Origin of the sequence: Shewanella sp. K8 (genome assembly GCF_028823715.1) — a bacterium.
GTDB lineage: Bacteria > Pseudomonadota > Gammaproteobacteria > Enterobacterales > Shewanellaceae > Shewanella > Shewanella algae.
This window is the reverse complement of sequence record NZ_JAPEHY010000045.1, coordinates 1-22535: the sequence shown is the minus strand read 5'-3', so window position 1 is coordinate 22535 and position 22535 is coordinate 1. Positions and strand designations below refer to the sequence as shown.

The window sequence follows — 22535 nt, the reverse complement described above, 5'->3', positions numbered from 1 at the left end:
TCCGGCGACGGATGTTGCTCATTGCCTGCCGCAGGCTTATGCACAGGCGATCCTGTGACACGGCGTTAATACGTCCCTGTAGCCTCGACGAAAACATCCTTGTTTTCGACGGTCACAGTTCCACCTGTGCCTGGGAATCAAGTGTATGTCTATAAACACTTGAGAAGTTTCAAGCTACTCCATTTTCACAGAATTACACCGACTCCCGCTTGAAGCGGCCGCAGGGCGTTGATGACAATCGCGTAGCGAGGCATGGCCGTTCACGGGCGTCCTGCCCTTCACGGCATTGGGACTCCTGTCCGGCAGATGCCCACTCAGCGCCAGTTAATCAGGGGCGAGTGTCGTCTAGCGACGAGCTAACGAGCGCGAAACAGGATGTTGAGCTGGGCCAGAGTCACATGGATGTGACTCTGAGCGCCTGGCGCGATAGCGAATTGGTATCATAAGCACAAGGGGTTGTCCGCTGCGTCGCGGGTCGCTGGGGGTTTGGAAAGGGGGCGAGTCGATACAGCCCCCTTTCCTCGGGTGTGGGGCGGCGAGTGTCGCATAGCGACATGCTTACGAGCGAGAGCCAGGGATGGCGAACTGGCCCTTGTGCATGGATGCACTTGCTCCACGACTTTAGACCGCTGGTACAGCGGCTATCATGGCTTCCAGCTAAAAGTATCTAAGCTAGTATTGCCCGAGCTTCCGGCGACGGATGTTGCTCATTGCCTGCCGCAGGCTTATGCACAGGCGATCCTGTGACACGCTGCGAGTACGTCCGTGTAAGCTCTGCCTCGCCATCCCTGGCTCGGAAGGTCACAGTTTCGCCTGTGCCTGGAATTAGGTGTATATCTGCAGAACTCTGAAATGCTTCCAGCTACTCAGTGCTAATAGAATTGCACCAATTCCCCCTCGGTGTCGCCGAAAGCCGTTGGCGCAAATAACGTGGCTGAGGCATGGATGCCGAAGCAGCGCCAGTCGAATCAGGGATGAGCGTCTGAAGCGGTAGTTATTTGCGCCATTAGGCCGAGGGGCTTTCGACACCGTGTGGGGCGGCAAGGGAGATCCAAGAGGGGATTGCTGTTGATCCCCGCTTGGTCGGGTGTGGGGCGGCGAGAGTTGCATAGCAACGTGCTTTCGAGCGAGAGCCAGGGATGGCAAACTGGCCCTTGTGCATGGATGCACTTGCTCCACGACTTTAGGCCGCTGGCACTGCGGCTATCATGGCTTTGAGCCCAAACCACCAATGAACTAGGTTTTAGCTGCCAGCTAAGCTGCAGCCCATCACTTGCGGTGCAGGAACGAAATTAGGACCTATTTCGACGGTCACAATTTTATCTGGGGCTGAAAACAGGCGCACAGATTAAACTCATGAGTTTTGGCGCTGGATAGCTTGATATCGAAGGCGAGCCTCAGAATTGCCATCTGAACTGCACATCCGGTACATGAAGATACCTGAGCTCATTCACCAGGTTATCTTTTTCATTCAGCAGCTGTTTTTTCTTCTCCAGAGTGCTGGCCTTGTCTGTCATGGACACCAGCTTCTTATCCAGATCGCGGATCTCATAGTCGATCTGACGCAGGCGGTTGCGGATCTCATCGGCGCGTTTATTGAGCTGGTATTGGCGGTAGCCGGCATTGTACTGTTCGACAAAGGCGTTGCTGGAGCAGACCCCGGCATAGCCTTCACCCGCCAGACCGACACGGTAACCATTTTCCGGCTGACAGTAATTTTGCAGCCCCTTTAGATAGCCTTCGCGCCAATCGCTATGATTGACCCGGATACCGAACTCGGCACAATCCTCGGCATAATCATTGATTCTGCTGGCATGAGCTCCATTGTTGCCATCCTGAAGCCCCAGGGAAAACCAATCTGAGTTTTGGCATTGATTGAGGTCGAGTGAACTGCATTGGGTCAGCATGAGCGCGCTCAGTGCCAACAAGATATTTTGGTATTTCATTCTGTAAATTACTGCGTATCAGTTGAAAATGCCGACAATATGGCGGTGAATCGGCATAATACAGCGATTAGCTCTAATGCTGATACGTTTTAATACAAATTTACAATTTAACCTCGAAAGGGCCCAACATGTTTGCCGGATTGACCCAAGTATCAAACTCGGCCTCTGTCACCAGTCCTGACTCCAACGCAGCTTGCCTCAGACTAATGCCTCTTTGGTGGGCGTCCTTGGCGATTTGGGCAGCCTTGGCATAGCCTATGTGAGGATTGAGGCTGGTGACCAGCATCAAGGAGCGCTGCAACTGCTTGGCGATCATCTGGCGGTTGGGTTCCAGCCCCGAAGCGCAGCGTTCATCGAAGCTCAGACAGGCATCACCCAGCAATTCGGCGCTTTGCAGCAGATTGGCGGCGATGAGCGGCCGAAAGACATTGAGCTGAAATTGGCCGTTGCTGGCACCTATGCTGACGGCAAGATCGTTGCCCATCACCTGAGCCGCCACCATGGTCAGCGCCTCGCACTGAGTCGGGTTAACCTTGCCGGGCATTATGCTGGAGCCGGGTTCGTTGGCAGGCAACTGCAGTTCCCCTATACCGCAACGGGGGCCGCTGGCGAGCATGCGAACATCATTGCCTATCTTCATCAGGCTGACCGCCAGGCGCTTGAAGGCGCCGCTGAGTTCCACCATGGCATCGCTGGCACTCAGTGCCTCGAACTTGTTGGCCGCGCTGACAAACTGCTCACCACTGAATGACGATATCAGTTCGGCGGCGCGCTCGGCATAACCTGCAGGAGAATTGAGCCCAGTCCCCACGGCTGTGCCGCCAAGAGCCAATTCACGGCAGTTTGCCAACGCCTGCTCTATGGCGCCTATGCCTTTATCCAACAGAGTCACCCAGGCGCTGATCTCCTGTCCCAGTGTCAGCGGGGTGGCATCCATAAAGTGGGTGCGGCCGGTTTTGGGAATATCGGCAAACTGTTGTGACTTGTGTTTTAGGCTATCGCGCAGCGCAGCTATGGCGGGCAGTGTGTGTCTGCAGGTCTTGAGCACCACGGCGATATGCATGGCGCTGGGGAAGGTATCATTGCTGCTCTGGCTGCGATTGACATCATCATTCGGGCTCAGGCTGATGGCCTTGTTTGCCAGAGCCATGCCGCGATTGGCTATCACCTCGTTGAGGTTCATATTGGTTTGGGTGCCGCTGCCGGTCTGCCAAATGACCAGTGGAAAGTGCTGCTCCAGTTGGCCCGCCAAGATTTCGTCGCAAACTCTGGCGATGAGCGCCGCCTTGTCCTTGGGCAGTTGCCCAAGCTCGGCATTGGTCTGGGCTGCGGCTTTTTTCAACAGGGCGAAGGCGTGGATGATGGCCTTTGGCATACTCGCTTGCGGGCCTATGGGGAAGTTTTCCAGGCTGCGCTGGGTTTGGGCGCCCCAGTATTTGTCTGCTTCGACCTTGACTTCGCCCAGAGTGTCTTGCTCAATCCGATATTGCATTGCCGCCTCCTGTCGTCTGTCATCGTCCTCAGCATAGCATGGCCTTTGGCCCACTCCTGAAATAATCCGCCGCTGTTCCCGGTCTGGGTTGGGCGGCCTGTTTCAGGCCTGGATTCTGATTTTTACAAAGGGAGTAAGCATGAGAGTATCGGTTTGGTCTGCGTTATTGCTCTTGGGGACTCAGTTGGGTGTTTTGGGCTCCAGTTCGGTAATGGCGGCTCAGGCAAATGATTTTATTCAAGTATTTGAAGCACTTTCCGGTCAACATCCGGGAGAGCGCAAGGGACATGCCAAGGGAATTTGCACCATAGGTAGTTTCCGGCCGAGTGCCGGGGAGGTCTGGCTCAAGGAGTTACCTCTGTTTGCCACAGAGCAGGCACTGCCCGCTCAGGTACGTTTTTCCATGGCGGGTGGCGATCCTTTTGTGGCCGATACCAGTCGCAGCCCAAGAGGGATAGGCGTGCGCATCGAACTGCCAGACGGGCAGGTGCATCAGTTGGCCGGGCTGAGTACGCCTGTGTTTCCGGGAAAAGATCCCGACAGTTTTCTTGGTTTGCTGCGCGCGTCATTGGCTCAGCGTGAGGGGGAAACCGGCGCGGTTGCACGCTATCTACAGCAGCATCCGGATGCCGCCCGCCAGGGGCAGTGGCTCAAGCAGCACAATCCGCCGGCGGCCTATACATCGGTCAACTACTTTGGCATTCACAGCTTTATCTTTGGTAATGAAGACCAGCAAAAGCGCTTTGGTCGCTGGGAGCTTTGGCCTGTGGACGGAGAGCAGCCTCTGACGGATGCCGAGATGACACAATTGCCGAATGATTTTCTGCAGGACAGGTTGATGCAGAGGCTGAAAACAGGACCGGCTCAGTTTGAGCTTAAACTGACCCTGGCCGAGGAGGGGGATCCCTTACTGGACCCTTCACAGCAGTGGCCGGATAACCGGCCCAGAGTCGCCCTCGGGCGCCTGACCATAGACTCGGTTGCGGCTTCGGCCTGTGACAAGCTGAATTTTGATCCCAATGTGCTCAGTAAAGGGATTGCCGCCAGTGATGACCCTGTGCTGCGGCTGAGATCCGCGGCTTATGCTATCTCTTTCGGCAAGCGTCTAAGCGGCCAGTAACGGCAATAAAATGACAGGAACGAACCTTAAAAATGTAGCGCTTTATAGTTGTTATATGTACATTTTTTATCGTTGGGGGCGATAACAGTGTGTCAGGTTCGCTCCTGTCGAAACTTTAACGGATTAGGGTAAACTCCTGGCTCAACTGACGAATGCGCTGCTGCAGTTGCAGCAGTTCTCCCATCAGCCGGGATTGCCTGGGCCTGCTTGTTGTTTCATTCTGTGCCAGCCATTGATAAACCTGTTTGGTGGAGATCCCATGCTGACGTGCAACGTCAAACATGAGCCTGCCGTTTTGGGTCACTTCCTTAATGGCTTGCTGTCGCAGCTTCTGCTCGTTAATTTCCATACTGCCTCCTTGATGGTTCAAGAATGGTTTTCCAGAGCTGTGATTCCACCTCTGCTATTCCACATCCCATTGGCTGTAGCCCAAGTGCTTGAGGCAATGCCAGAGTGAATGCCAACTGCTGCGCATTTTCATCAGTGTTTTCATAATGACTCCTGAACAGTGGAATACTGCTTTATAGGTATGTAAGAAACATGCCAGTTTTTAATCTTCTTTTAATTTGTTGATATAAAAGAAAATTGATTCATTTCATTATTAGGTGTACCTGCCTGGCGCCACCCAATAGAGTGCAGTCTGCTCTATTTTGGGGTTTTACTTGATGTCAGCGCCGTGACACTTGGCTGACAATCCGGGTTAGGAAATGTCGGATTTGACTGAATCTATGCTGAACGCCGTGCGGATTTGCCGCCTCTATGGCCTCCGGGGGATTGTCTGCTTGAGGTGCTGCTATATACTTTGGCGCCAGGTAGGTTCCGCTTAGCTTGGAACAAGCAGACGAAGGAAAAATAACATGAAAAAGCGCGCTTTTCTGACAGCCCCTCTGTTGCTGGCAATGCTGGCAACTGGCTGTACCACTGTGAATCCTTATACCAATGAGCAACAGACTGCCAAGGCGACCAACGGAGCATTGATAGGTGCCGTAGCCGGCGCGGCCATAGGTGTGGCCTCCTCCAGCAAGAGCGACAGGGGCAAGGGAGCCCTGATCGGGGCAGCATCCGGCGCTGCCGTAGGCGGTGGTATCGGCTATTACATGGATGTGCAGGAAACCAAGCTGCGTCAGCAACTGGCGTCTACCGGTGTCAGTGTGACCCGGGTGGGCGATACCATAGTGCTCAACATGCCCAATGAAGTGACTTTCCAGGTCGATAAGACAGATCTCAGTAGCGGCGCCATGCGGGTATTGGACAGCGTAGTGCTGGTGGCCAAGGAATATGACAAGACTCAACTGAATGTAGTGGGTTATACCGACAGCAGCGGCTCTGAGTCCTACAACCTGAGATTGTCACAGGTTCGCGCCAGTGAGGTTGGTAATTACTTGATCCGTAAAGGTGTATCCGGACAGCGAGTATTGACCCAAGGCCGAGGTGAGGCCAGTCCAATCGCCTCCAATGCCACCCCTCATGGACGGGCACAGAACCGTCGGGTAGAGATTATTCTTAGTCCTCTCGGTTAAGATTTTAAGTTTAAGGGTCGCTTAGGCGGCCCTTTTTATTGGGTCAAATTGTCCCTTTCTTCGGTTCTCCTTGTCAGATGGCGTGATCTTGAGGGGAATTTATGACAAGTTTTGCCGTGGTGCGTTGATTTGTGATGCGGTTTGGTTGAGTTTAGCGGCATCTGTATCTTATACACCGGAGAAAAATAAATGAAAAAGAGCGTCTGCTTACTCGCCCTGTTACTGCCCGCCTTCTCTCAGGCGGCGGATCTGGAGTTCAGGGCCGCGGGAAGTTTGAAGACCGCCATGACGGATGTTATCGCCAGTTATCAGGCCGATGGCGGCGTTAAGGTCAATGCCCAGTTTGCCCCTTCAGGCTTGCTCAGAGGCCGAATTGAACAGGGCGAAAAGGTCGACCTGTTTGCTTCGGCCAATATGAAACACCCACAGAAATTGATGCAGGAAGGCAAGGGCGCGCCTGTGGTGATGTTTGCCCGTAACCGCCTGTGCGCCCTGGCGCAAGATAATGTTCCTCTGACGACAGAGAATATGCTGGATACTCTGCTGGACAGCAAGATCAAGCTGGGCACCTCCACTCCCAAGGCCGACCCTGCCGGTGACTATGCTTTCAAGGTGTTTGACCGCGCCGAAGCTATCAAGCCCGGTAGTCAGGCCAAACTGGCGGCCAAGGCTCTCAAGCTGACCGGTGGCGCCGACAGTGCCAAGGCGCCGAAAGGCAAAAATCCCTATGGCTGGGTGATGGCCAACAAACAGGCGGATGTATTTTTAACCTACTGCACCAATGCCGTATTGGCCAAGAAAGAAGTGCCTGATCTCAAGATAGTGGCGTTGCCCGAGTCGCTGGCAGTGGGTGCCAACTATGGCATGCTGGTGCTGGATAAGGCCGACTCTGCCGCCTGGCCACTGGCCATGTATATTCTGTCTCCCAAGGGACAATCCATTCTGGCCTCTTATGGCTTTGAAGCACCGCTTAAGCCCTAAATCTCTATCCGGCGGAAGCGGGTTTTACTCTGGAGATATGCGAGTCAGTTGCTCTGAACTGACTCGCACTCTCTTTATAGGTATTTCACGTTTTTTGGCCAAATCAGCTTGCACGGGCAATTATTATCCTTCTAAAGTAGGGCATTATGTCCTTGTCAGGGGGGGAGCATGCTCGAAACCAAAGGCTTACCGATAGCGACAGATTATCTCGGCGACGAGGTGAGATTTATCCGCCTTTGTTATGACAGTCAGGGCTTGGATATTGAACTGAGTGTTGAGGGCTGCCGGGCATTGGTGCACTTTGACTCTGTGGTTGGCTTTCGGATGCTGGATGAAGGCGATCTGATGGAGTTCTGGACCGAGTGCAGCCTCTCCAATGGCTGGTTGTTCCGTATCTCCAACGGTGGCTGGTATCGCCAGGAGGCCGAACGCAGCGGCTTTATGGCCAGCGCCAATCTCAAGTTGCAGGAATATCTACTGGTGAGCCGCAATGAGTGTGTCTCTGTCTTCTGTGAACAGGATGAACCCAAGGTGCACTGGCTTAAAGACTGACCCGCTATCTTCCACAGTCAGAGGACGAACCTGGGCGCCCCCTGCTATTTCTGCAATTCATCTAGGCCAGAGCTTCAGGCTATCAACACCAAGCCTTCAGCCCATTAGAGCCTCAGCTCATTAAAACGAGAGTCGCCAACCCCAGGAAGGCGAACAGGCCTATTACATCCGTCACAGTCGTCAGCACCATGCCGCCGGCCAGCGCAGGGTCTACATTGAGCTTTTTCAGGATCAGCGGAATACTGGCACCTGCGAGACCGGCTACCGTCATATTGATCAACATGGCGCCGCCAATAAGGGCGCCGAGTGCCAGATCGCCTTTCCAGATCCACACGGCAGTGAATACCAGCGCCGACCACAACAGGCCATTGAGAAAGCCGATGGCTAATTCCTTGCCGATAAGCCAGCGGGAGTTGCTCTGACCTATGTGGCCGAGGGCGATACCGCGGATCACCAGCGCCAGTGTCTGGTTACCGGCAACGCCGCCCATGCTGGGCACTATGGTCATCAGAATCGCTATGGTGGCAAATTTTTCCAGCGTGCCTTCAAACATATTGCTGACCGAGGCGGCCAACAAGGCGGCAAACAGGTTGAAGGTCAGCCACAAAGAGCGGCGAAAGGCGCTCTTGAACACGGGACCGAAGGTGTCTTCATCATCGTCCATCCCCGCCATACCCATCATGGAGTGTTCGGCGTCTTCACGGATAACGTCCACCACGTCATCAATGGTGATCCGCCCAAGCAGATGGCCTTCACTGTCGACCACTGGCGCCGAGACCCAGTCGTGGCGTTCAAACAGTTGGGCCACTTCATTGTCCGGCATGGTGACGGGAATGCTCTCAAGTTCGGGATCCATTATGCTGCGGATTCCGGCGGTGGGATTACAGGTTAGCAGGCTGGAGAGCTTGACGCCGCCGAGTAATATGTCGCGCCTGTCCACCACATAGAGGGTATCAGTGGCTTCAGGCAATTCGCCTCTTTGGCGCAGATAACGCAGCACCACATCGACATTGACGTCAGGCCTCAGGGTCACAGTATCTGTATTCATCAGACTACCGGCGCTGTCTTCCGGATAAGAGAGCGCCTGTTCGACCCTGGCTCTGTCCTGGGCACTCATGGAGTGCAGTACCTGCTTGTAGAGGGTATCGGGAAGGCTTCGCAGCACGTAGGCCAGGTCATCGGTATCCATACCCGCGGTCGCTCGCGCCAAACGCTCAGGACTCATCAGGCTGATCAGCTGGTCTTTCATATCCTCACCCAGCTCTTCGAGGATCTCGCCGCTCTGCTCCTGATCCACCAGTTGCCAGAGTACCTGACGGGTACGCGGCGGTGAAGATTCGAGAATAAAGGCGATATCCGAAGCCGTCATTCGCTGCAGCATGTCGCGCACATGCACGAACATACCACTGCTAAGAGCTTGGTTTAGTTGAGTAAGACGTTGTTCTGTCAGCTCTTGGTCGAGCGCTTCTATTGGCATGCAGTTCCCCCTGTGATGCAAAGCGAGGATATGTTACCTCAATACAGGGGGGTTATAGAAACAAAGAGTGCAGCACTAAGGCTTTAGCTGGCTTCGTCGAAACGGGCGTTGATCAGGGCGCAGATAGCGTCCATCGCGGGTTCGGCATCCGGGCCTTCGGCGATGAGGCGAATACTCTTGCCTTGGCCGGTTTCCAGCATCAAGAGCCCGAGCACACTGGCGGCCGAGGCTTTTTTCTCGCCTTGGATTAGGGTGATATCGGCTTCGAACTCGCTGGCCAGCACCGCCAGCTTAGTGGCGGCGCGGGCATGCAGGCCCAGCTTATTGACTATGGTGACTTCCCGTTCAACCTTTGCCATTACTCAGCTCCCGGTGACGGGCCTGTACCTTGTGTTTGCTGTTGCCAAAACGCTTGGCGAGCTGCTCAGCGACATAGACAGATCTATGCTGGCCGCCGGTGCAGCCTATGGCTATGGTGAGGTAACTGCGGTTGTTGCGTTCCAGGTGCGGCAGCCAGGTTTCCAATAGATTTTCTATCTGCCAGATAAACTTGTTCACCAGTGGCTGGCGGCTGAGAAACTCCTGCACAGGTTCATCCAGCCCGGTCAGTGGCCTGAGCGCCGGCTCCCAGTGAGGGTTGGGCAGAAAGCGCACATCAAACATGAAGTCGGCTTCCTGGGGCATACCATGCTTAAAGCCGAACGACTCGAAGTTGATCACCAGTTCTTTATCGACGCTGCCAAGCAGAATTTCCCGCACTGTGTCACTGAGTTCATAGATGTTCAGCGCCGAGGTGTCTATGTAGTGATCCACCAGTTTCGACATGGGTTCCAGCAGCTTGCCTTCGAGCTTGATGGCGTCCTGTAGTGAGACTTTGCTCTTGGACAGGGGGTGCAGTCTGCGGGTTTCGCTGTAGCGCTTCAGCAGCACTTTATCGGAGGCGTTGAGAAAGAAGCTGGTCAGTTGGGTGTTTTCCGGCAAGGCCGCCAACTGTTGTTCCAGCACCTTTTCCTGATCCGGCATATTGCGCACATCTATGCTGATGGCGACCAGATCATTGCTGCCACGGAGGTTTTCCAACAGGCTGCCAATCATGGGCAGGGGGAGATTATCCACACAGTAGTAACCCAGGTCTTCGAGTACCCTGAGGGCAACGGATTTTCCGGAACCGGAGCGGCCTGAGACTATGGCGAGTTTCATCCTGTGATCACCTGATAGAGTTCTGTTTCGTCGCTGGATTTTCGCAACTGCTTGAGTATCGCCTTATCGCTGAGCTTTTCAGCCATGGCGGATAGGGTACTCAGGTGTTGCTGACATTGATCTGCGGGCACCAGGAGGGCGAACAGTATGTCCACCGGCTGGTTGTCTATGGCATCGAAGGCGATAGGCTCTTCGCATTTGACCAGCACGGCAATCGGCTCTGTAATGTCCGGTAGTCTGCCATGCGGAATCGCAATACCATTACCTATACCTGTGCTCCCCATCTTTTCGCGGGCCAAAAGGCTTTCAAAAATCGCTTGAGAGGAAAGGGTGGGGTACTGGGCGCTGGCGAGATCGCTAATCAGCTCCAGTACCTTTTTCTTACTGCCCGGAGTGGCACAGGTAGTGCACTCCGGCCGCAGGATGGTACTCAGTTCCATCGTTAGTGTTTTGTCAGCTTTTCTTTGTGTTTAATGACCTGACGATCCAATTTATCAATCAGAACGTCGATGGCGGCATACATGTCGGCATGTTCAGAAGTTGCATAGACTTCGCCGCCTGTGAGGTGGATCTTGGCTTCGGCTATCTGTTGCAGTTTTTGTACATTGAGCACAACGTGCACATTATTGATCTGTTCGAAATGGCGTTCAAGTTTAGAAAACTTACTTTCCACGTAGTCACGCAGTGAGTCGGTGATCTCGATATGATGTCCTGTCAGGTTGATTTGCATAGAAAGATTCCTCCAATTTCCAACTGTGGATTTATAAACTCTTACGCTGGTTCGACGGTGGTATCATCATAGCCTCGCGATACTTGGCTATGGTGCGTCTTGCAACGTTGATTCCCTGTTCTGCCAGAAGTTGCGCCATCTTGCTGTCGCTCAAAGGCTTCTTCTGGTTTTCCGCTGCCACGAGCTTCTTGATAAAAGCCCTGATCGCCGTGGAAGAGCATTCTCCGCCATCTTCGGTGCCGACATGGCTGGAGAAGAAGTACTTCAATTCAAATATTCCCCTGGGGGTATGCATATACTTTTGAGTGGTGACCCTGGAGATGGTCGATTCATGCATCTCGACCGCCTCGGCAATATCGTTGAGCACCATGGGTTTCATGGCCTCTTCACCATATTCAAAAAATCCCTGCTGGAACTGCACTATACAGTTGGCCACCTTGAGCAGGGTGTCGTTGCGGCTCTCCAGGCTCTTGATAAACCATTTGGCTTCCTGAAGATGACCACGAATAAACTGGCTGTCTGATTGACTGCGGGCGCTACGGGCCATGGCAGCATACTGCTGATTGATCCCGAGTTTGGGCATACAGTCCGGGTTGAGTTCCACTACCCAGCGGCCGTTTTTCTTCCAGACGCTGACATCAGGGATCACATATTCCTCGTCCATCGGCTGCACCAGCAAGCCGGGGCGGGGATTGAGACTCTGGATAAGGTTGATGGCGTCACGCAGCTGATCTTCCTTGAGCTTGGTCTTGCGCATCAGGGTGCGGAAGTCGCGGGCGGCAATGAGATCCAGGTGTTCGTCAATCAACAAGCGGGCGTCGGCCAGATGCGGGGTGTCTGCGTTGAACTGTTGCAACTGGATCAGCAGGCATTCGCGCAGATCTCTGGAGGCGATGCCGACAGGATCGAAGTGCTGGATCCGCTTGAGTACTGCCTCGACTTCATCGAGCTCAATCTCAGGGTTGCCCATGGCTTCGAGGATCTCCTCTGTGCTCTGGGTCAGATAACCCTGCTCGTCGATGGCATCAATAATGGCGGTGGCAATGGCGTCGTCGGTATCGGAAAACGGGGTCAGGTTCTTCTGCCATTCCAGATGTTCATAGAGCCCTTCGCTGGTTTCACCCTGGAAGGGCATATCATCTTCACGGCCCATGGCCGGCCCCGAGGCACTGGCGGCGGTAAAGACTTCGTCCCAGGTGGTATCCATAGGTAATTCATCCGGCATAGACTCATTGTTCAATGCCTCTGAGGTTTCTACCGTGGAACCATCTTCCTGCTTGGCGCTCAACTCGCCGGCGTCGTTTTCCTTGTGGTTGTCGTCGATAGCGTCATCCTGGTTGTCCTCGGCCATTTCCAACAGAGGGTTGGCTTCCAAGGCTTCCTGGATTTCCTGCTGCAGCTCAAGGGACGACAGTTGCAGCAGGCGAATAGCCTGTTGCAACTGAGGTGTCATGGTCAACTGTTGACCCAGTTTGAGCTGGAGTGACGCTTTCATTATACCGCTAATCCCTACTCGTTATTTTTCAAGGAAAAAATTCAATAATAACAAACTATAATACCCGGAATTGCCACCGGAAGACATGATCCTAACTATAGCCTGAATTGTTCGCCTAAGTACACAGCGCGCACTTGCTGGTTGTCCAAGATTTCAGCGGGTGTGCCCTCGGCGATCAACTGCCCATGGCTGACTATGTAGGCTCGCTCACAAACGTCGAGTGTTTCGCGAACATTGTGGTCTGTGATCAGCACCCCCAAACCGCGGGATTTAAGCTGTTCGATGATTTTCTTGATATCGATAACTGAGATGGGATCCACACCGGCGAACGGCTCATCCAGCAGAATGAACTGTGGATTGGCGGCCAATGCCCGGGCGATTTCCACTCGGCGGCGTTCTCCGCCGGAGAGGGACATCCCCAGGCTGTCACGTATGTGGGTAATATGGAATTCTTCCAGCAACTGTTCGAGCTGTTCCTCGCGCTCGTCGCTGTTGAGTTCTTTGCGGGTTTGCAGCACGGCCATGATGTTGTCATGCACCGACAGCTTGCGGAAAATACTGGCTTCCTGTGGCAGGTAGCCTATGCCTTTACGGGCTCGCAGGTGCATGGGATCCAAGGTCAGCTCGTCGTCGTCAATGAAGATACGGCCCTTGTCACTCTGTACCAGCCCAACCACCATATAGAAGGTGGTGGTCTTGCCAGCCCCGTTGGGGCCCAGCAGCCCCACGATTTGGCCGGTATTGACCGACAGGCTGACGTCTTTGACGACGTTGCGTTTCTTGTAACTCTTTGCCAGATTCTGTGCCGTCAGGGTGCTGGTCATTGCGGCTCCTGCTGCTGTTCTTTCTTATTGAGATCCTGATAGTTTTCCGGCTGGATAACAGTGGTTACCCTGTCTTGGCCTTTGCCGCTGCTTTCCGCTTCCAGCTGCTGCTTGTTGATGTCGTAGACTATCTTCTCTGCGGTCACTTCGCTGCCGTCTTGTTCTACTTTGGCCTGGCCCAGCAGGGTCATGATACGACTGTCTATGTTGTAGTGGATCTCTTTGGCCTTGGCACTGGCCAGACGGCCGTCTTCCAGTTTCTGGGTATAGGTAGCGGGTGAGCCCTTGGCCACCAGGATCCGCTCGCCACTCTTGTCTTCTGTGTAAGCCGTGAGTTCATCGGCCAGCAGTTTTAAACTGCCCTGGGTGACTGTGACAGGCCCGCCGTATACCACACGCTTGTTTTTGATATCGGCAAACTGATTAGCGGCGCTGATCTCTACTTTTTGCAGCAGATCTTCTTCAATGGCCACCGCCGACAGGCTTGTGATGCACAAGAGGGCACCGATAAAAAGCTTACTTGGTTTCATAGGTTCCTTTCACCTGACTGGTCAGCTTCACTTGCTGAGCATTGAGATCGGCGTACAGGCCGGATCCCTTGATATTAAAGTCTTTGCCTTCGATCAGGATCTCGCGATCTGAGGTCATGATCATGGTGTCCAGATCCAGCTCCACATAACTGGTTTTCAGGCTCTGGATCGGTTCATTGGGGCTAATGGCGTCGATGATAACATTATTTTCAAGTACCACTCGGTTACTCTTGCGATTGAGCCTGCCTTCGTTGGCAGACAGACGCCACTGTGCCTCGCCCTTGTCCGGATAGACCAGATAAACCGGTTGGTTGAAGAAGGTCTTTTCACTGGCTTCATAATGTTCCATGTGCGCCGCGGCGACCCTGCTGGCGACATTGCCCTGCTCGTCAAAGTTGACCGAGCGCAGGTCATCGGCGACAAAGTCCGGCCGCACCACATCCACAGGCGCCTCACTCTGTTGAGCGTTGCGCTTGTTCTGCACCTGCCAGTAAAGGATAAGTGCAGTGGAGAAAAACAAAATAATGGCCAGGGTGACCCTATTCATATACTCATTCCGTGGGCATTTTCAAATTTGTCCTGACTGAGCAGGATAAGATCCGCCAGCTCCCGGAGTGCACCATGGCCGCCGGCAATCTGAGTGACCATGTGGCAGTGCTGCCTTACCCAAGGATGGCCATCGGCTACGCAAACCGCCAGCCCCACTTGCTTCATCACCGGCAAGTCGACAATGTCGTCACCTATATAGGCCACTTGTTCAGGCTCGAGGTCATAGTGCTTAAGCAGCGCCTCATAGGGCTCCAGCTTGTTGTCTATGCCTTGATAAATCTTGTCTACCCCCAGGGCCGTCATGCGGTTTTCGACTATCTGGGACTTGCGGCCGGTGATCACCGCCACTTGAATGCCGCAGGACAGCAGCGAGCGCACCCCATAGCCATCGCGGGTATGGAAGGCCTTCAGCTCTTCGCCACTGTTGCTCATATAGATGCAGCCATCGGAGAAGACACCGTCGACATCACAGATAAGCAGTTTGATTTTGGCGGCTCTTTGCCAGTTATCTTCGCTTATGGGCCCGTAAAATCCTTGATGACTCATCAGATAACCCCCGCCTTGACCATATCCAGCATATTGAGTGCTCCAATCGGCTCATTGGCGCCATTGATGACAATAAGACCGTTGATGTCATTCTCGTCCATCACCTTCAGTGCCTGCGCCGCGAGGATATTGTCACCACTGGTGATGCAATCACGGGTCATGACATCGCTGATTTTGGTGGTACGCAGGTTGACCCCGGCGTCTATGACACGTCTCAAATCACCATCGGTGAAGATACCCACGAGTTGTTTCTGTTGATTGACCACGGCGGTCATGCCCAGGCCCTTCTTGGAGATCTCATACAGGGCGTCGGTGATACAGATATCTTCTGTGACCAGCGGCAGCTCTTCGCCTTTGTGCATCACATCGCCGACCTTGAGCAGCAGCTTGCGCCCTAAAGCACCGCCGGGATGCGACAGGGCAAAGTCATCTTTGGTAAAGCCCTTGGCCTGCAACAGGGCGACCGCCAGGGCATCACCCATCACCAGGGTGGCCGTGGTGCTGGAGGTCGGCGCCAAGCCCAGCGGGCAGGCTTCTTCAGGCACCTTGATGCACAGATGCAGCTGCGCCAGCTTGGCCATGGTGGATTCGGGCTTACCTGTCATGGAGATCATAGGGATCCCCTGGCGCTTGATGACGGGCATCAGGGTGAGAATTTCGCTGGACTCGCCCGAGTTGGAGATAGCCAATACGATATCGTTTTCACTCAACACCCCCAGGTCGCCGTGGCTGGCTTCGCCCGGGTGAACGAAGAATGCCGGGGTGCCCGTGCTGGCGAGGGTGGCAGAAATCTTGTTGCCTATATGGCCCGATTTCCCCATCCCCATCACTATCACCTTGCCGCTGCAGTTGAGGATCAATTCGCAGGCTTGGGCGAACTCGGGGGAATCAACAAACTGGTACAGGTTATCCAGTGCTTGTTTCTCGATATCTATTACTCTGCGGCCCCATTGGCGCAGTTGCTTAGCTTCTGCCATAGTTGTCTCTCGTCTTTTGCCCTTCATCGCTAGTGGGATTGAAACAGGCTGTATTGATAGCCGATGAAGCTTATCAGTAGTAAGGCACCGTGCCAGCGTTTGAGTTCACGTTGTTTGCCTGTGCTCAGCACCAGGAGTGCCAGGGCACAACTGGTGCCCAGAACCATATAAAAGTCGCGTCCGGCCGCCGCGGCATCGATTACCCCCGGGGCGATAAGGCCGGGTATCGCCAGTACCGCCAGTATGTTAAACAGGTTGGAGCCGACAATATTGCCTATGGCCAGGTCGTCCTCTTTCTTGAGTACACCGGCCACACAGGCCGCCAGTTCCGGCAGGCTGGTGCCTACGGCAATGATGGTCAGACCGATAACCAGATCAGATAGTCCAAAAGACTTGGCGATGCCTACGGCACCGTCCACCATCCAATCCGCCGACAGCGGCAAGAGTACCAAGCCTATTATCAACCATAGTACCGCCTTGGCGGTGGGCACATCTTTGGGGATCTCGGCATCAGCTTCGTCGGCGAGTGGATCCTTGTTCTTATTGGTCAGTGCATGCCAGATAAGATAGCCCATCAGGCCGAAGAACAGCGCCAGTAAAATAACCCCTTCGCTGCGGCTAAGATACTCATCGTGCAGGAAGTAACCCGCCAGCACTGTGGCACCCAGCATCATGGGGATCTCCCGCTTCAGGGTCTTGGAGCTGACGGCAATAGCCCCGAGCAGGGCGGTCAACCCCAGGATCAAGCTGACATTGGCGACATTGGAGCCCAGCACATTACCCACGGCCGTATCCGGCATACCGGCCATAGAGGCGCTGGCGGCAACGAACATCTCTGGGGCCGAACTGCCCATGGCCACTATGGTCAGTCCTATCAACATGGGGGGTAACCCCAGGTTACGGGCAAAAGCCCCGGCGCCATAAACGAATTTATCGGCACTCCAGACCAGGACGGACAAGCCGGCGAGCAGCAAGAAAATATTGAATAACATGCAGTAAACAAAGCTACGGATTCTGGCGTGCATTTTCGCCGTATTTGCTACAAATTGAAAGTATCACGGCGCGATACTATTGATTCAGTTGTGCGCTTATCCTCAATTGCGTACAATTTATCGCTTATCTTTGGCTTGGCCATACGGGTTACCGGGCGCCATTCAGCGTCAATTCAGTAAGCCTGCGGCAGTATCAAGCCTTATAACGGCGGGCCTTATGTGCCATGGCAGCTACAGCCGCGCCGTAACTTGAATTCCACTAGACAAGGTCTCCATTTCATTTTGATGCCGGAATCCAGCAAGCAGCAAAATCCTTCTCCCCTGGTCGAGGTCAACAATCTCGGCTTCAGTCGTGGCTCGAGGGTGATTTATGAGCAGATAAGCCTCACGATTCCCAGGGGTAAAGTTACTGCCATCATGGGGCCCAGCGGCATAGGCAAGACCACGCTGCTGAAGCTCATTGGTGGGCAGTTGACTCCGGATCACGGCCAGGTGCTGTTCGATGGTCAGGACATTCATAAGCTGAGCCGCCACGAGCTGTTTGAAGCTCGTAAGCGGATGAGCATGTTGTTCCAGAGCGGCGCCCTGTTCACCGACATGAATGTGTTCGATAACGTGGCCTTTGCACTCAGGGAGCACTCAGGGCTGCCGGAAGCTATTATCCGCCGCATAGTGTTAATGAAGCTTGAAGCCGTAGGACTTCGCGGCGCAGCGCAGTTGATGCCAAGCGAACTTTCCGGCGGAATGCAGCGCCGGGCTGCCTTGGCCCGCGCCATAGCACTCGAACCGGAAATGGTGCTGTATGACGAGCCCTTTGCCGGTCAGGATCCCATCTCCATGGGGGTGCTGGTGAAGCTTATCAAAGAGTTGTCCGATGCTTTGAGCCTCACCTCTGTGGTGGTTTCCCACGATGTCAGTGAAGTGCTGAGTATTGCCGACTATGTATATGTGATCGCCGATAAGCGCATCATAGCCCAAGGTACACCGGCCGAGCTCAAGCAGGCCGACAATCCACAGCTAAGGCAGTTTATCGACGGTATGCCGGACGGCCCCGTGCCTTTCCACTATCCGGCGCAGGATTATCAGAAGGAGTTGCTCGGTGAGCTTGACTGATTCGATAGCCAATCTTGGCCGCAATGCGCTGAGTCTGGTGACGGGGCTTGGCAAGGCGGGGGTGATGCTTTGGGGCGCCCTGATGCAGCTGCCACAGCCACGCAAAGGCTTGCCACTGCTGATAAAACAGGTTTACGTCGTTGGCGTGCAGTCCATGGTGATCATTTTGGTTTCCGGACTGTTTATCGGCATGGTGCTGGCGCTGCAGGGCTACAACATCCTGGTGGACTTTGGCACCGAAGAGAGCCTGGGCCCCATGGTAGCGTTGAGTTTACTCAGGGAACTTGGCCCTGTGGTCACAGCCCTGCTGTTTGCCGGCCGCGCCGGTTCGGCCCTGACCGCTGAACTGGGGTTGATGAAATCCACAGAGCAGCTCTCCAGTTTGGAGATGATGGCGATAGATCCGCTACGGCAGGTGATTGCGCCGCGCTTCTGGGCCGGGGTGATCAGCATGCCGTTGTTGGCCTTGATGTTTACCACTGTGGGTATCTATGGCGGTTATCTGGTCGGGGTCGAATGGAAAGGCATAGACAATGGCGCCTTCTGGTCGATTCTGCAGGCCGCGGTGGAGTGGCGGCAGGACATAGTCAACTGCCTGATTAAAAGTTTTGTTTTTGCCATAGTGGTGACCTGGATAGCCCTCTATCGTGGTTATCAGGTGGTGCCTAATCCGGAAGGGATTAGCCGCGCGACCACCCAGACTGTGGTGCAGTCCAGCCTGGCGGTATTGGCGCTGGACTTCTTATTGACGGCGCTGATGTTTGCCCGCTGATTTTGGCGCCGGCGCATAATGGATGATTAACTCTGGTGACTCTATGTTGACACGAAAAATTGAATTTATGGTGGGACTCTTCCTATTGGCGGGTCTGGCAGCTTTTCTGCTGCTGGTATACAAGGTGGCCAATGTGGAGGTGCAGTCCTCTAGCAATACTTACACTCTGACGGCCAAGTTCAGTAATATTGGCGGACTTAAAGTACGCTCACCGGTAAAGGTTGGCGGCGTGGTTGTCGGCCGGGTCAGTAAGATCACCCTGGATCCCAAGCAGATGGTGCCAGTGGTGACTTTGACCATGGACAAGCGTTACGACCAGTTTCCCGAAACCAGCAGCCTGGCTATCTTGACCTCGGGCTTGCTGGGTGAGCAGTTCCTCGGCCTGACGCCAGGGTTTATGGATGACGATATCGCGATTTTGCAAGATGGTGATCGCATCGATGATACCCGTTCGGCGCTGGTGCTGGAGGATCTGATCGGACAGTTTTTATATAGCATGGGTTCAAAGGACAACTAGGAGCACTGAGATGTTTAAAGGGATAATCCGTAATCTGTTGGCCGTCGCCTGTCTGGCGTCTGCAACTGTGGCACAGGCGGCCGATATCGATACCAGCAACCCTTATATCATGGTGGAGCAGGTTGCCGACAAGACATTCGATCGCTTCCATCAGGACAAGAGCATCATCGACAGCAATCCGGATCACCTCAAGGTGATTGTTCAAGAGGAGCTGATGCCTTATGTGGATTACAAGTACGCGGCTTACAAGGTGATGGGCCAATATCTGCAGCAGACCACCAAAGAGCAGCGTGATGCCTTTGTTGATGCTTTTGAGGGCTACCTGGTTTCCACCTATGCCCAGGCCTTTACCGAGTACACCAATCAGAAAGTGGAATTTGGCCGCGCCATCGACTTCAGCCAGGAAAAGATAGTCGAGGTGAATGTACAGATCATTGAAGCGGGTCGTCCGCCCATCAAGTTGCAGTTCAAGGCGCGTCGTTTGAAGGACGACAGCTGGAAGGCCTTCGACCTGGTTGCAGAAGGTGTCAGCCTGCTGGCCTCCAAGCAATCGGAAGTCACTACACTCATTCGTCAAAAGGGCATAGATGCCGTGATTGAGATGCTTAAAGAGCGCACTCAGGCTCACGTGGATCCTAATGGCCCTAAAGGCAAGGATGCGCTATGAAGCTGGAGCCACAGGGCGATAGCTGCAAATTGAGCGGGCGTTTGACTCAAGAAGAGGTCGCCCGCTTGTGGAAGACGCGCAAGACACTGCTGCCGGACGATGTGCGCCGGTTGGAACTCAGCGAGCTGACATACTCGGACAGTGCCGGCATGGCGTTTCTAATGGAGCTTGTCAGTCTCAGAAAGGGGGAGCTGACCCTGGCTTCTCCCTCGCCACAGGTGCGTAAGTTGATCGCCCTGTATGATTTGGATGCCTTCTTTACCACAGAGGGCCAAACTAGGTAAGTTTCCAATGGATACCAAAGAGATAGAACAAATATTAAAGGATTCACTCTCGTTGACGGAAGTTTATGTCAGCGCCGAAGGCAGCCATTTCAAGATAGTGGCCGTGGGTGAATGTTTCGATGGCATGAGCCGTATCAAGCAGCAGCAGGCCATCTATGCGCCCCTGATGGACAAGATCACCAGTGGTGAGATGCACGCGCTCAGTATCAAGACTTTTACGCCTACCCAGTGGCAGCGTGAAAAAATCTTCAACATGCCAGCCTAGAGTATCAATGTGGATAAACTGAAAATTCAGGCAAGCGGTGCGCTTGCCGGTAATGTGGTGATCTCCGGCGCCAAGAATGCTGCCCTGCCTATCCTGATGGCCGGGGTGCTGGCCGAGTCGGAGTTTCTGGTTTCCAATGTGCCCAACCTGAGGGACGTCAGCACCAGCTGTAAGCTGCTACGCTGTCTCGGCGCAGACGTCACCGAACTGGGGCAGGGCCAGATACGTATCGATGCCAGCGGTATCAATGAGTTTTGCGCCCCTTATGATCTGGTGAAAACCATGCGCGCCTCAATTCTGATCCTGGGGCCCTTGCTGGCACGTTTCGGTAAGGCGGATGTGTCTCTGCCGGGGGGCTGCGCCATAGGAGCCCGGCCGGTGAACCTGCACCTGCATGGCCTCGAGCTGATGGGCGCCAAGATAGAAGTCGATGAAGGCTATATCAAGGCACGGGTCGATGGTCGCCTCAAGGGCGCGCATATCTTTATGGATATGGTCAGTGTTGGTGCCACAGAGAATCTGCTGATGGCCGCGGCCTTGGCCGACGGTGAAACCGTGATTGAAAACGCCGCCCGCGAACCCGAAGTGGTGGACCTGGCCAAGTGCCTTATCGCCATGGGGGCCAAGATTGAGGGGGCCGGAACGGCCACCATACGGATTCAGGGAGTGGAGAAGCTCAATGGTTGCCGTTATCGGGTGATGCCGGACAGAATTGAGACAGGCTCGTTTCTGGTGGCTGCAGCCGTGACCCGTGGCCGGATCCGTTGTCTGGATGCCGATCCCGGCTCGCTGGAGGCTGTGTTGGCCAAGCTGGAAGATGCCGGCGCCGAAATCCTTACCGGCAGCGACTGGATAGCCCTGGATATGAAGGGCAAGCGTCCCAAGTCAGTCAATATCAAGACTCTGCCTTACCCCGGTTTCCCAACCGATATGCAGGCGCAGTTCTGTGTGCTCAATGCACTGGCAGAAGGCACAGGCACTATCACGGAAACCATTTTTGAGAACCGCTTTATGCATGTGCCTGAGTTGAATCGTATGGGCGCCAATATGGAGCTGGAAGGCAATACCTGTATCATTCATGGTATTGAGCAGCTCAATGGTGCTCAGGTGATGGCGACCGATCTGCGGGCGTCGGCCAGTTTGGTGATTGCCGGACTGATGGCCGAAGGCACCACAGTGGTGGACCGTATCTATCATCTGGATAGAGGCTATGAGCATATCGAAGATAAGTTCAAGGGCCTAGGCGGTTCGGTAGAGCGTATCTCCTAACCCGATTGCTCGGTCAGTAAAAAACCACCATGAGGGTAATGCCGATCAGTTAAGACAGATAGCTTGAGGATCTAACTGAAAGGATCAAAATCCGATGACTCCATGTCATCGGATTTTTTTATGCAACTTTCAGAAACTTTGGCGCGTACTCATATCAATCGTCTTACCTCAAGCGGTGGATTTCGTTGCTTGCAGCGCTGTCACGCAAGCGGCTGGGCTCTGATGCTGTTCAATATGTTTGTAAGTGAAGTGGCAGGATCTGGCATGAGAGAGCAGAACACCCACATTGGCGTGGACTCAACTTCTATGGGGCGATGGTATCGTGTGGCGATAGAGCTGAACGCTCAAACGGGACTGGGTTCCCTTCCCGTGATCTATTATTTGGAACTAATGAAATGGACACCTCCCCACAAAGACTTCAGTGAGCCATGCTGTAAGTGCAAACCAACAGCAATATGAAGAGGTGTCCCATGGAACAAATTATCGGAATTGATCTGGCAAAGCGAGTTTTTCAGGTGAATATCGTATCTGCGCAGGGTGAGAAGAAAGCGAATAAAATGATCACCCGTGAAAAATTGACGGCGTTTATTGTTCAGCAGCCTCCGTCCCGTATTGTGATGGAAGCGTGCGGCAGTGCAAATTACTGGTCACGCCAGTTCAGACAATACGGACATGAAGTTAAACAAATCAGTCCACAGTATGTTGCCCCCTTCAGAA

Annotated in this window: 26 protein-coding genes and 2 pseudogenes; 13 read left to right on the top strand and 15 right to left on the bottom strand. The window is 54.0% G+C overall.

Translation table 11 applies throughout. The features are described 5' to 3' along the window. Positions 1 to 1397: 1397 nt before the first annotated feature. Both ON072_RS19065 and fumC read right to left on the bottom strand, forming a co-directional pair. A complete protein-coding gene (locus tag ON072_RS19065) occupies positions 1398 to 1946 on the bottom strand; it encodes a DUF2799 domain-containing protein (protein ID WP_025011753.1) in 549 nt (182 codons plus the stop codon). 100 nt (positions 1947 to 2046) lie between these two features. Continuing rightward, on the bottom strand, positions 2047 to 3438 hold the full coding sequence (gene fumC, locus ON072_RS19060) for a class II fumarate hydratase (protein ID WP_261753309.1): 1392 nt from the start codon (positions 3436 to 3438) through the stop codon (positions 2047 to 2049). Positions 3439 to 3577: 139 nt separating this feature from the next. On the opposite strand from fumC, the gene ON072_RS19055 reads away from it, so the two are divergent. After that, positions 3578 to 4558, top strand: coding sequence for a catalase family peroxidase (locus ON072_RS19055; protein ID WP_261753310.1), 981 nt, complete (start codon positions 3578 to 3580; stop codon positions 4556 to 4558). A gap of 115 nt (positions 4559 to 4673) precedes the next feature. Here ON072_RS19055 and ON072_RS19050 read toward each other — a convergent pair whose 3' ends face one another. Then, positions 4674 to 4907, bottom strand: a complete 234-nt coding sequence (locus ON072_RS19050) for a transposase (RefSeq protein ID WP_025011755.1) — start codon at positions 4905 to 4907, stop codon at positions 4674 to 4676. Between the two features lie 508 nt (positions 4908 to 5415). Between ON072_RS19050 and ON072_RS19045 the strand changes: the two genes are divergently transcribed. The 3 genes from ON072_RS19045 to ON072_RS19035 all read left to right on the top strand — a co-directional run bounded on the left by ON072_RS19045 (position 5416) and on the right by ON072_RS19035 (position 7611). Further along, on the top strand, positions 5416 to 6078 hold the full coding sequence (locus ON072_RS19045) for an OmpA family protein (protein WP_261753312.1): 663 nt from the start codon (positions 5416 to 5418) through the stop codon (positions 6076 to 6078). A 189-nt stretch (positions 6079 to 6267) separates the two neighbouring features. Then, positions 6268 to 7059, top strand: coding sequence for a molybdate ABC transporter substrate-binding protein (locus ON072_RS19040; protein ID WP_107353094.1), 792 nt, complete (start codon positions 6268 to 6270; stop codon positions 7057 to 7059). 168 nt (positions 7060 to 7227) lie between these two features. Further along, positions 7228 to 7611 carry a hypothetical protein gene (locus ON072_RS19035; protein ID WP_025011758.1) on the top strand — a complete coding sequence of 128 codons (384 nt, stop codon included), beginning with the start codon at positions 7228 to 7230 and terminating at the stop codon, positions 7609 to 7611. Between the two features lie 112 nt (positions 7612 to 7723). Here the strand turns inward: ON072_RS19035 and mgtE are convergent, their stop codons facing one another. The 12 genes from mgtE to ON072_RS18975 form a co-directional block, all read right to left on the bottom strand. Continuing rightward, on the bottom strand, positions 7724 to 9088 hold the full coding sequence (gene mgtE, locus ON072_RS19030) for a magnesium transporter (RefSeq protein WP_025888608.1): 1365 nt from the start codon (positions 9086 to 9088) through the stop codon (positions 7724 to 7726). An 83-nt stretch (positions 9089 to 9171) separates the two neighbouring features. Further along, the gene (locus ON072_RS19025; protein ID WP_025011760.1) at positions 9172 to 9447 is read right to left on the bottom strand and encodes an HPr family phosphocarrier protein; all 276 of its coding nucleotides are present in this window, start codon (positions 9445 to 9447) and stop codon (positions 9172 to 9174) included. After that, the gene (gene rapZ, locus ON072_RS19020) at positions 9434 to 10288 is read right to left on the bottom strand and encodes an RNase adapter RapZ (protein WP_025011761.1); all 855 of its coding nucleotides are present in this window, start codon (positions 10286 to 10288) and stop codon (positions 9434 to 9436) included. Before rapZ ends, ON072_RS19025 begins: the two co-directional genes overlap by 14 nt. Beyond that, entirely contained in the window at positions 10285 to 10728 is a 444-nt protein-coding gene (gene ptsN, locus ON072_RS19015) for a PTS IIA-like nitrogen regulatory protein PtsN (RefSeq protein ID WP_025011762.1), read from the bottom strand. The genes rapZ and ptsN overlap by 4 nt, the downstream gene beginning before the upstream one ends. Positions 10729 to 10730: 2 nt before the next feature. After that, positions 10731 to 11018: a ribosome hibernation promoting factor gene (gene hpf, locus ON072_RS19010; RefSeq protein WP_025011763.1), complete on the bottom strand. Its 288-nt coding sequence runs from the start codon at positions 11016 to 11018 to the stop codon at positions 10731 to 10733. Between the two features lie 31 nt (positions 11019 to 11049). Further along, positions 11050 to 12513 (bottom strand): RNA polymerase factor sigma-54, encoded by a 1464-nt coding sequence (locus ON072_RS19005; protein WP_062793919.1) that lies wholly within the window; start codon positions 12511 to 12513, stop codon positions 11050 to 11052. Between the two features lie 95 nt (positions 12514 to 12608). Next, positions 12609 to 13337, bottom strand: coding sequence for an LPS export ABC transporter ATP-binding protein (gene lptB / locus ON072_RS19000; protein WP_025011764.1), 729 nt, complete (start codon positions 13335 to 13337; stop codon positions 12609 to 12611). Further along, positions 13334 to 13867, bottom strand: a complete 534-nt coding sequence (lptA, locus tag ON072_RS18995) for a lipopolysaccharide transport periplasmic protein LptA (protein ID WP_028779518.1) — start codon at positions 13865 to 13867, stop codon at positions 13334 to 13336. The genes lptB and lptA overlap by 4 nt, the downstream gene beginning before the upstream one ends. Further along, positions 13854 to 14414 (bottom strand): LPS export ABC transporter periplasmic protein LptC, encoded by a 561-nt coding sequence (lptC, locus tag ON072_RS18990; RefSeq protein WP_025011766.1) that lies wholly within the window; start codon positions 14412 to 14414, stop codon positions 13854 to 13856. The genes lptA and lptC overlap by 14 nt, the downstream gene beginning before the upstream one ends. Next, on the bottom strand, positions 14411 to 14962 hold the full coding sequence (gene kdsC, locus ON072_RS18985; RefSeq protein ID WP_129979186.1) for a 3-deoxy-manno-octulosonate-8-phosphatase KdsC: 552 nt from the start codon (positions 14960 to 14962) through the stop codon (positions 14411 to 14413). Before kdsC ends, lptC begins: the two co-directional genes overlap by 4 nt. After that, positions 14962 to 15939: a KpsF/GutQ family sugar-phosphate isomerase gene (locus ON072_RS18980; RefSeq protein ID WP_129979185.1), complete on the bottom strand. Its 978-nt coding sequence runs from the start codon at positions 15937 to 15939 to the stop codon at positions 14962 to 14964. Before ON072_RS18980 ends, kdsC begins: the two co-directional genes overlap by 1 nt. Before the next feature lie 29 nt (positions 15940 to 15968). Beyond that, positions 15969 to 16931: a calcium/sodium antiporter gene (locus ON072_RS18975; protein WP_025011769.1), complete on the bottom strand. Its 963-nt coding sequence runs from the start codon at positions 16929 to 16931 to the stop codon at positions 15969 to 15971. Between the two features lie 285 nt (positions 16932 to 17216). Between ON072_RS18975 and mlaF the strand changes: the two genes are divergently transcribed. The 9 genes and pseudogenes from mlaF to ON072_RS18930 all read left to right on the top strand — a co-directional run. Beyond that, positions 17217 to 18044: a phospholipid ABC transporter ATP-binding protein MlaF gene (gene mlaF / locus ON072_RS18970; protein ID WP_028779515.1), complete on the top strand. Its 828-nt coding sequence runs from the start codon at positions 17217 to 17219 to the stop codon at positions 18042 to 18044. Continuing rightward, positions 18031 to 18816, top strand: a complete 786-nt coding sequence (mlaE, locus tag ON072_RS18965; RefSeq protein ID WP_071237372.1) for a lipid asymmetry maintenance ABC transporter permease subunit MlaE — start codon at positions 18031 to 18033, stop codon at positions 18814 to 18816. Before mlaF ends, mlaE begins: the two co-directional genes overlap by 14 nt. A gap of 43 nt (positions 18817 to 18859) precedes the next feature. Beyond that, positions 18860 to 19333 (top strand): outer membrane lipid asymmetry maintenance protein MlaD, encoded by a 474-nt coding sequence (gene mlaD / locus ON072_RS18960; RefSeq protein WP_025011770.1) that lies wholly within the window; start codon positions 18860 to 18862, stop codon positions 19331 to 19333. Positions 19334 to 19343: 10 nt separating this feature from the next. Next, positions 19344 to 20000, top strand: a complete 657-nt coding sequence (locus tag ON072_RS18955) for an MlaC/ttg2D family ABC transporter substrate-binding protein (protein WP_025888616.1) — start codon at positions 19344 to 19346, stop codon at positions 19998 to 20000. Continuing rightward, positions 19997 to 20284 (top strand): STAS domain-containing protein, encoded by a 288-nt coding sequence (locus ON072_RS18950; RefSeq protein ID WP_028779512.1) that lies wholly within the window; start codon positions 19997 to 19999, stop codon positions 20282 to 20284. Before ON072_RS18955 ends, ON072_RS18950 begins: the two co-directional genes overlap by 4 nt. 7 nt (positions 20285 to 20291) lie before the next feature. Then, positions 20292 to 20549: a BolA family protein gene (locus ON072_RS18945; protein WP_025012084.1), complete on the top strand. Its 258-nt coding sequence runs from the start codon at positions 20292 to 20294 to the stop codon at positions 20547 to 20549. 9 nt (positions 20550 to 20558) lie between these two features. Continuing rightward, positions 20559 to 21818: a UDP-N-acetylglucosamine 1-carboxyvinyltransferase gene (gene murA, locus ON072_RS18940; RefSeq protein ID WP_028779511.1), complete on the top strand. Its 1260-nt coding sequence runs from the start codon at positions 20559 to 20561 to the stop codon at positions 21816 to 21818. A 151-nt stretch (positions 21819 to 21969) separates the two neighbouring features. After that, a pseudogene (locus ON072_RS18935) lies at positions 21970 to 22149 on the top strand (IS4 family transposase); the annotation flags it as partial. A gap of 139 nt (positions 22150 to 22288) precedes the next feature. Continuing rightward, positions 22289 to 22535: pseudogene (locus ON072_RS18930) on the top strand (IS110 family transposase); the annotation flags it as partial.

Coding starts and splice junctions, on each gene's coding strand:
- ON072_RS19065 (WP_025011753.1), bottom strand. CDS start 1,946: ATGAAATACCAAAATATCTTGTTGGCACTGAGCGCGCTCATGCTGACC.
- fumC (WP_261753309.1), bottom strand. CDS start 3,438: ATGCAATATCGGATTGAGCAAGACACTCTGGGCGAAGTCAAGGTCGAA.
- ON072_RS19055 (WP_261753310.1), top strand. CDS start 3,578: ATGAGAGTATCGGTTTGGTCTGCGTTATTGCTCTTGGGGACTCAGTTG.
- ON072_RS19050 (WP_025011755.1), bottom strand. CDS start 4,907: ATGGAAATTAACGAGCAGAAGCTGCGACAGCAAGCCATTAAGGAAGTG.
- ON072_RS19045 (WP_261753312.1), top strand. CDS start 5,416: ATGAAAAAGCGCGCTTTTCTGACAGCCCCTCTGTTGCTGGCAATGCTG.
- ON072_RS19040 (WP_107353094.1), top strand. CDS start 6,268: ATGAAAAAGAGCGTCTGCTTACTCGCCCTGTTACTGCCCGCCTTCTCT.
- ON072_RS19035 (WP_025011758.1), top strand. CDS start 7,228: ATGCTCGAAACCAAAGGCTTACCGATAGCGACAGATTATCTCGGCGAC.
- mgtE (WP_025888608.1), bottom strand. CDS start 9,088: ATGCCAATAGAAGCGCTCGACCAAGAGCTGACAGAACAACGTCTTACT.
- ON072_RS19025 (WP_025011760.1), bottom strand. CDS start 9,447: ATGGCAAAGGTTGAACGGGAAGTCACCATAGTCAATAAGCTGGGCCTG.
- rapZ (WP_025011761.1), bottom strand. CDS start 10,288: ATGAAACTCGCCATAGTCTCAGGCCGCTCCGGTTCCGGAAAATCCGTT.
- ptsN (WP_025011762.1), bottom strand. CDS start 10,728: ATGGAACTGAGTACCATCCTGCGGCCGGAGTGCACTACCTGTGCCACT.
- hpf (WP_025011763.1), bottom strand. CDS start 11,018: ATGCAAATCAACCTGACAGGACATCATATCGAGATCACCGACTCACTG.
- ON072_RS19005 (WP_062793919.1), bottom strand. CDS start 12,513: ATGAAAGCGTCACTCCAGCTCAAACTGGGTCAACAGTTGACCATGACA.
- lptB (WP_025011764.1), bottom strand. CDS start 13,337: ATGACCAGCACCCTGACGGCACAGAATCTGGCAAAGAGTTACAAGAAA.
- lptA (WP_028779518.1), bottom strand. CDS start 13,867: ATGAAACCAAGTAAGCTTTTTATCGGTGCCCTCTTGTGCATCACAAGC.
- lptC (WP_025011766.1), bottom strand. CDS start 14,414: ATGAATAGGGTCACCCTGGCCATTATTTTGTTTTTCTCCACTGCACTT.
- kdsC (WP_129979186.1), bottom strand. CDS start 14,962: ATGAGTCATCAAGGATTTTACGGGCCCATAAGCGAAGATAACTGGCAA.
- ON072_RS18980 (WP_129979185.1), bottom strand. CDS start 15,939: ATGGCAGAAGCTAAGCAACTGCGCCAATGGGGCCGCAGAGTAATAGAT.
- ON072_RS18975 (WP_025011769.1), bottom strand. CDS start 16,931: ATGTTATTCAATATTTTCTTGCTGCTCGCCGGCTTGTCCGTCCTGGTC.
- mlaF (WP_028779515.1), top strand. CDS start 17,217: ATGCCGGAATCCAGCAAGCAGCAAAATCCTTCTCCCCTGGTCGAGGTC.
- mlaD (WP_025011770.1), top strand. CDS start 18,860: ATGTTGACACGAAAAATTGAATTTATGGTGGGACTCTTCCTATTGGCG.
- ON072_RS18955 (WP_025888616.1), top strand. CDS start 19,344: ATGTTTAAAGGGATAATCCGTAATCTGTTGGCCGTCGCCTGTCTGGCG.
- ON072_RS18950 (WP_028779512.1), top strand. CDS start 19,997: ATGAAGCTGGAGCCACAGGGCGATAGCTGCAAATTGAGCGGGCGTTTG.
- ON072_RS18945 (WP_025012084.1), top strand. CDS start 20,292: ATGGATACCAAAGAGATAGAACAAATATTAAAGGATTCACTCTCGTTG.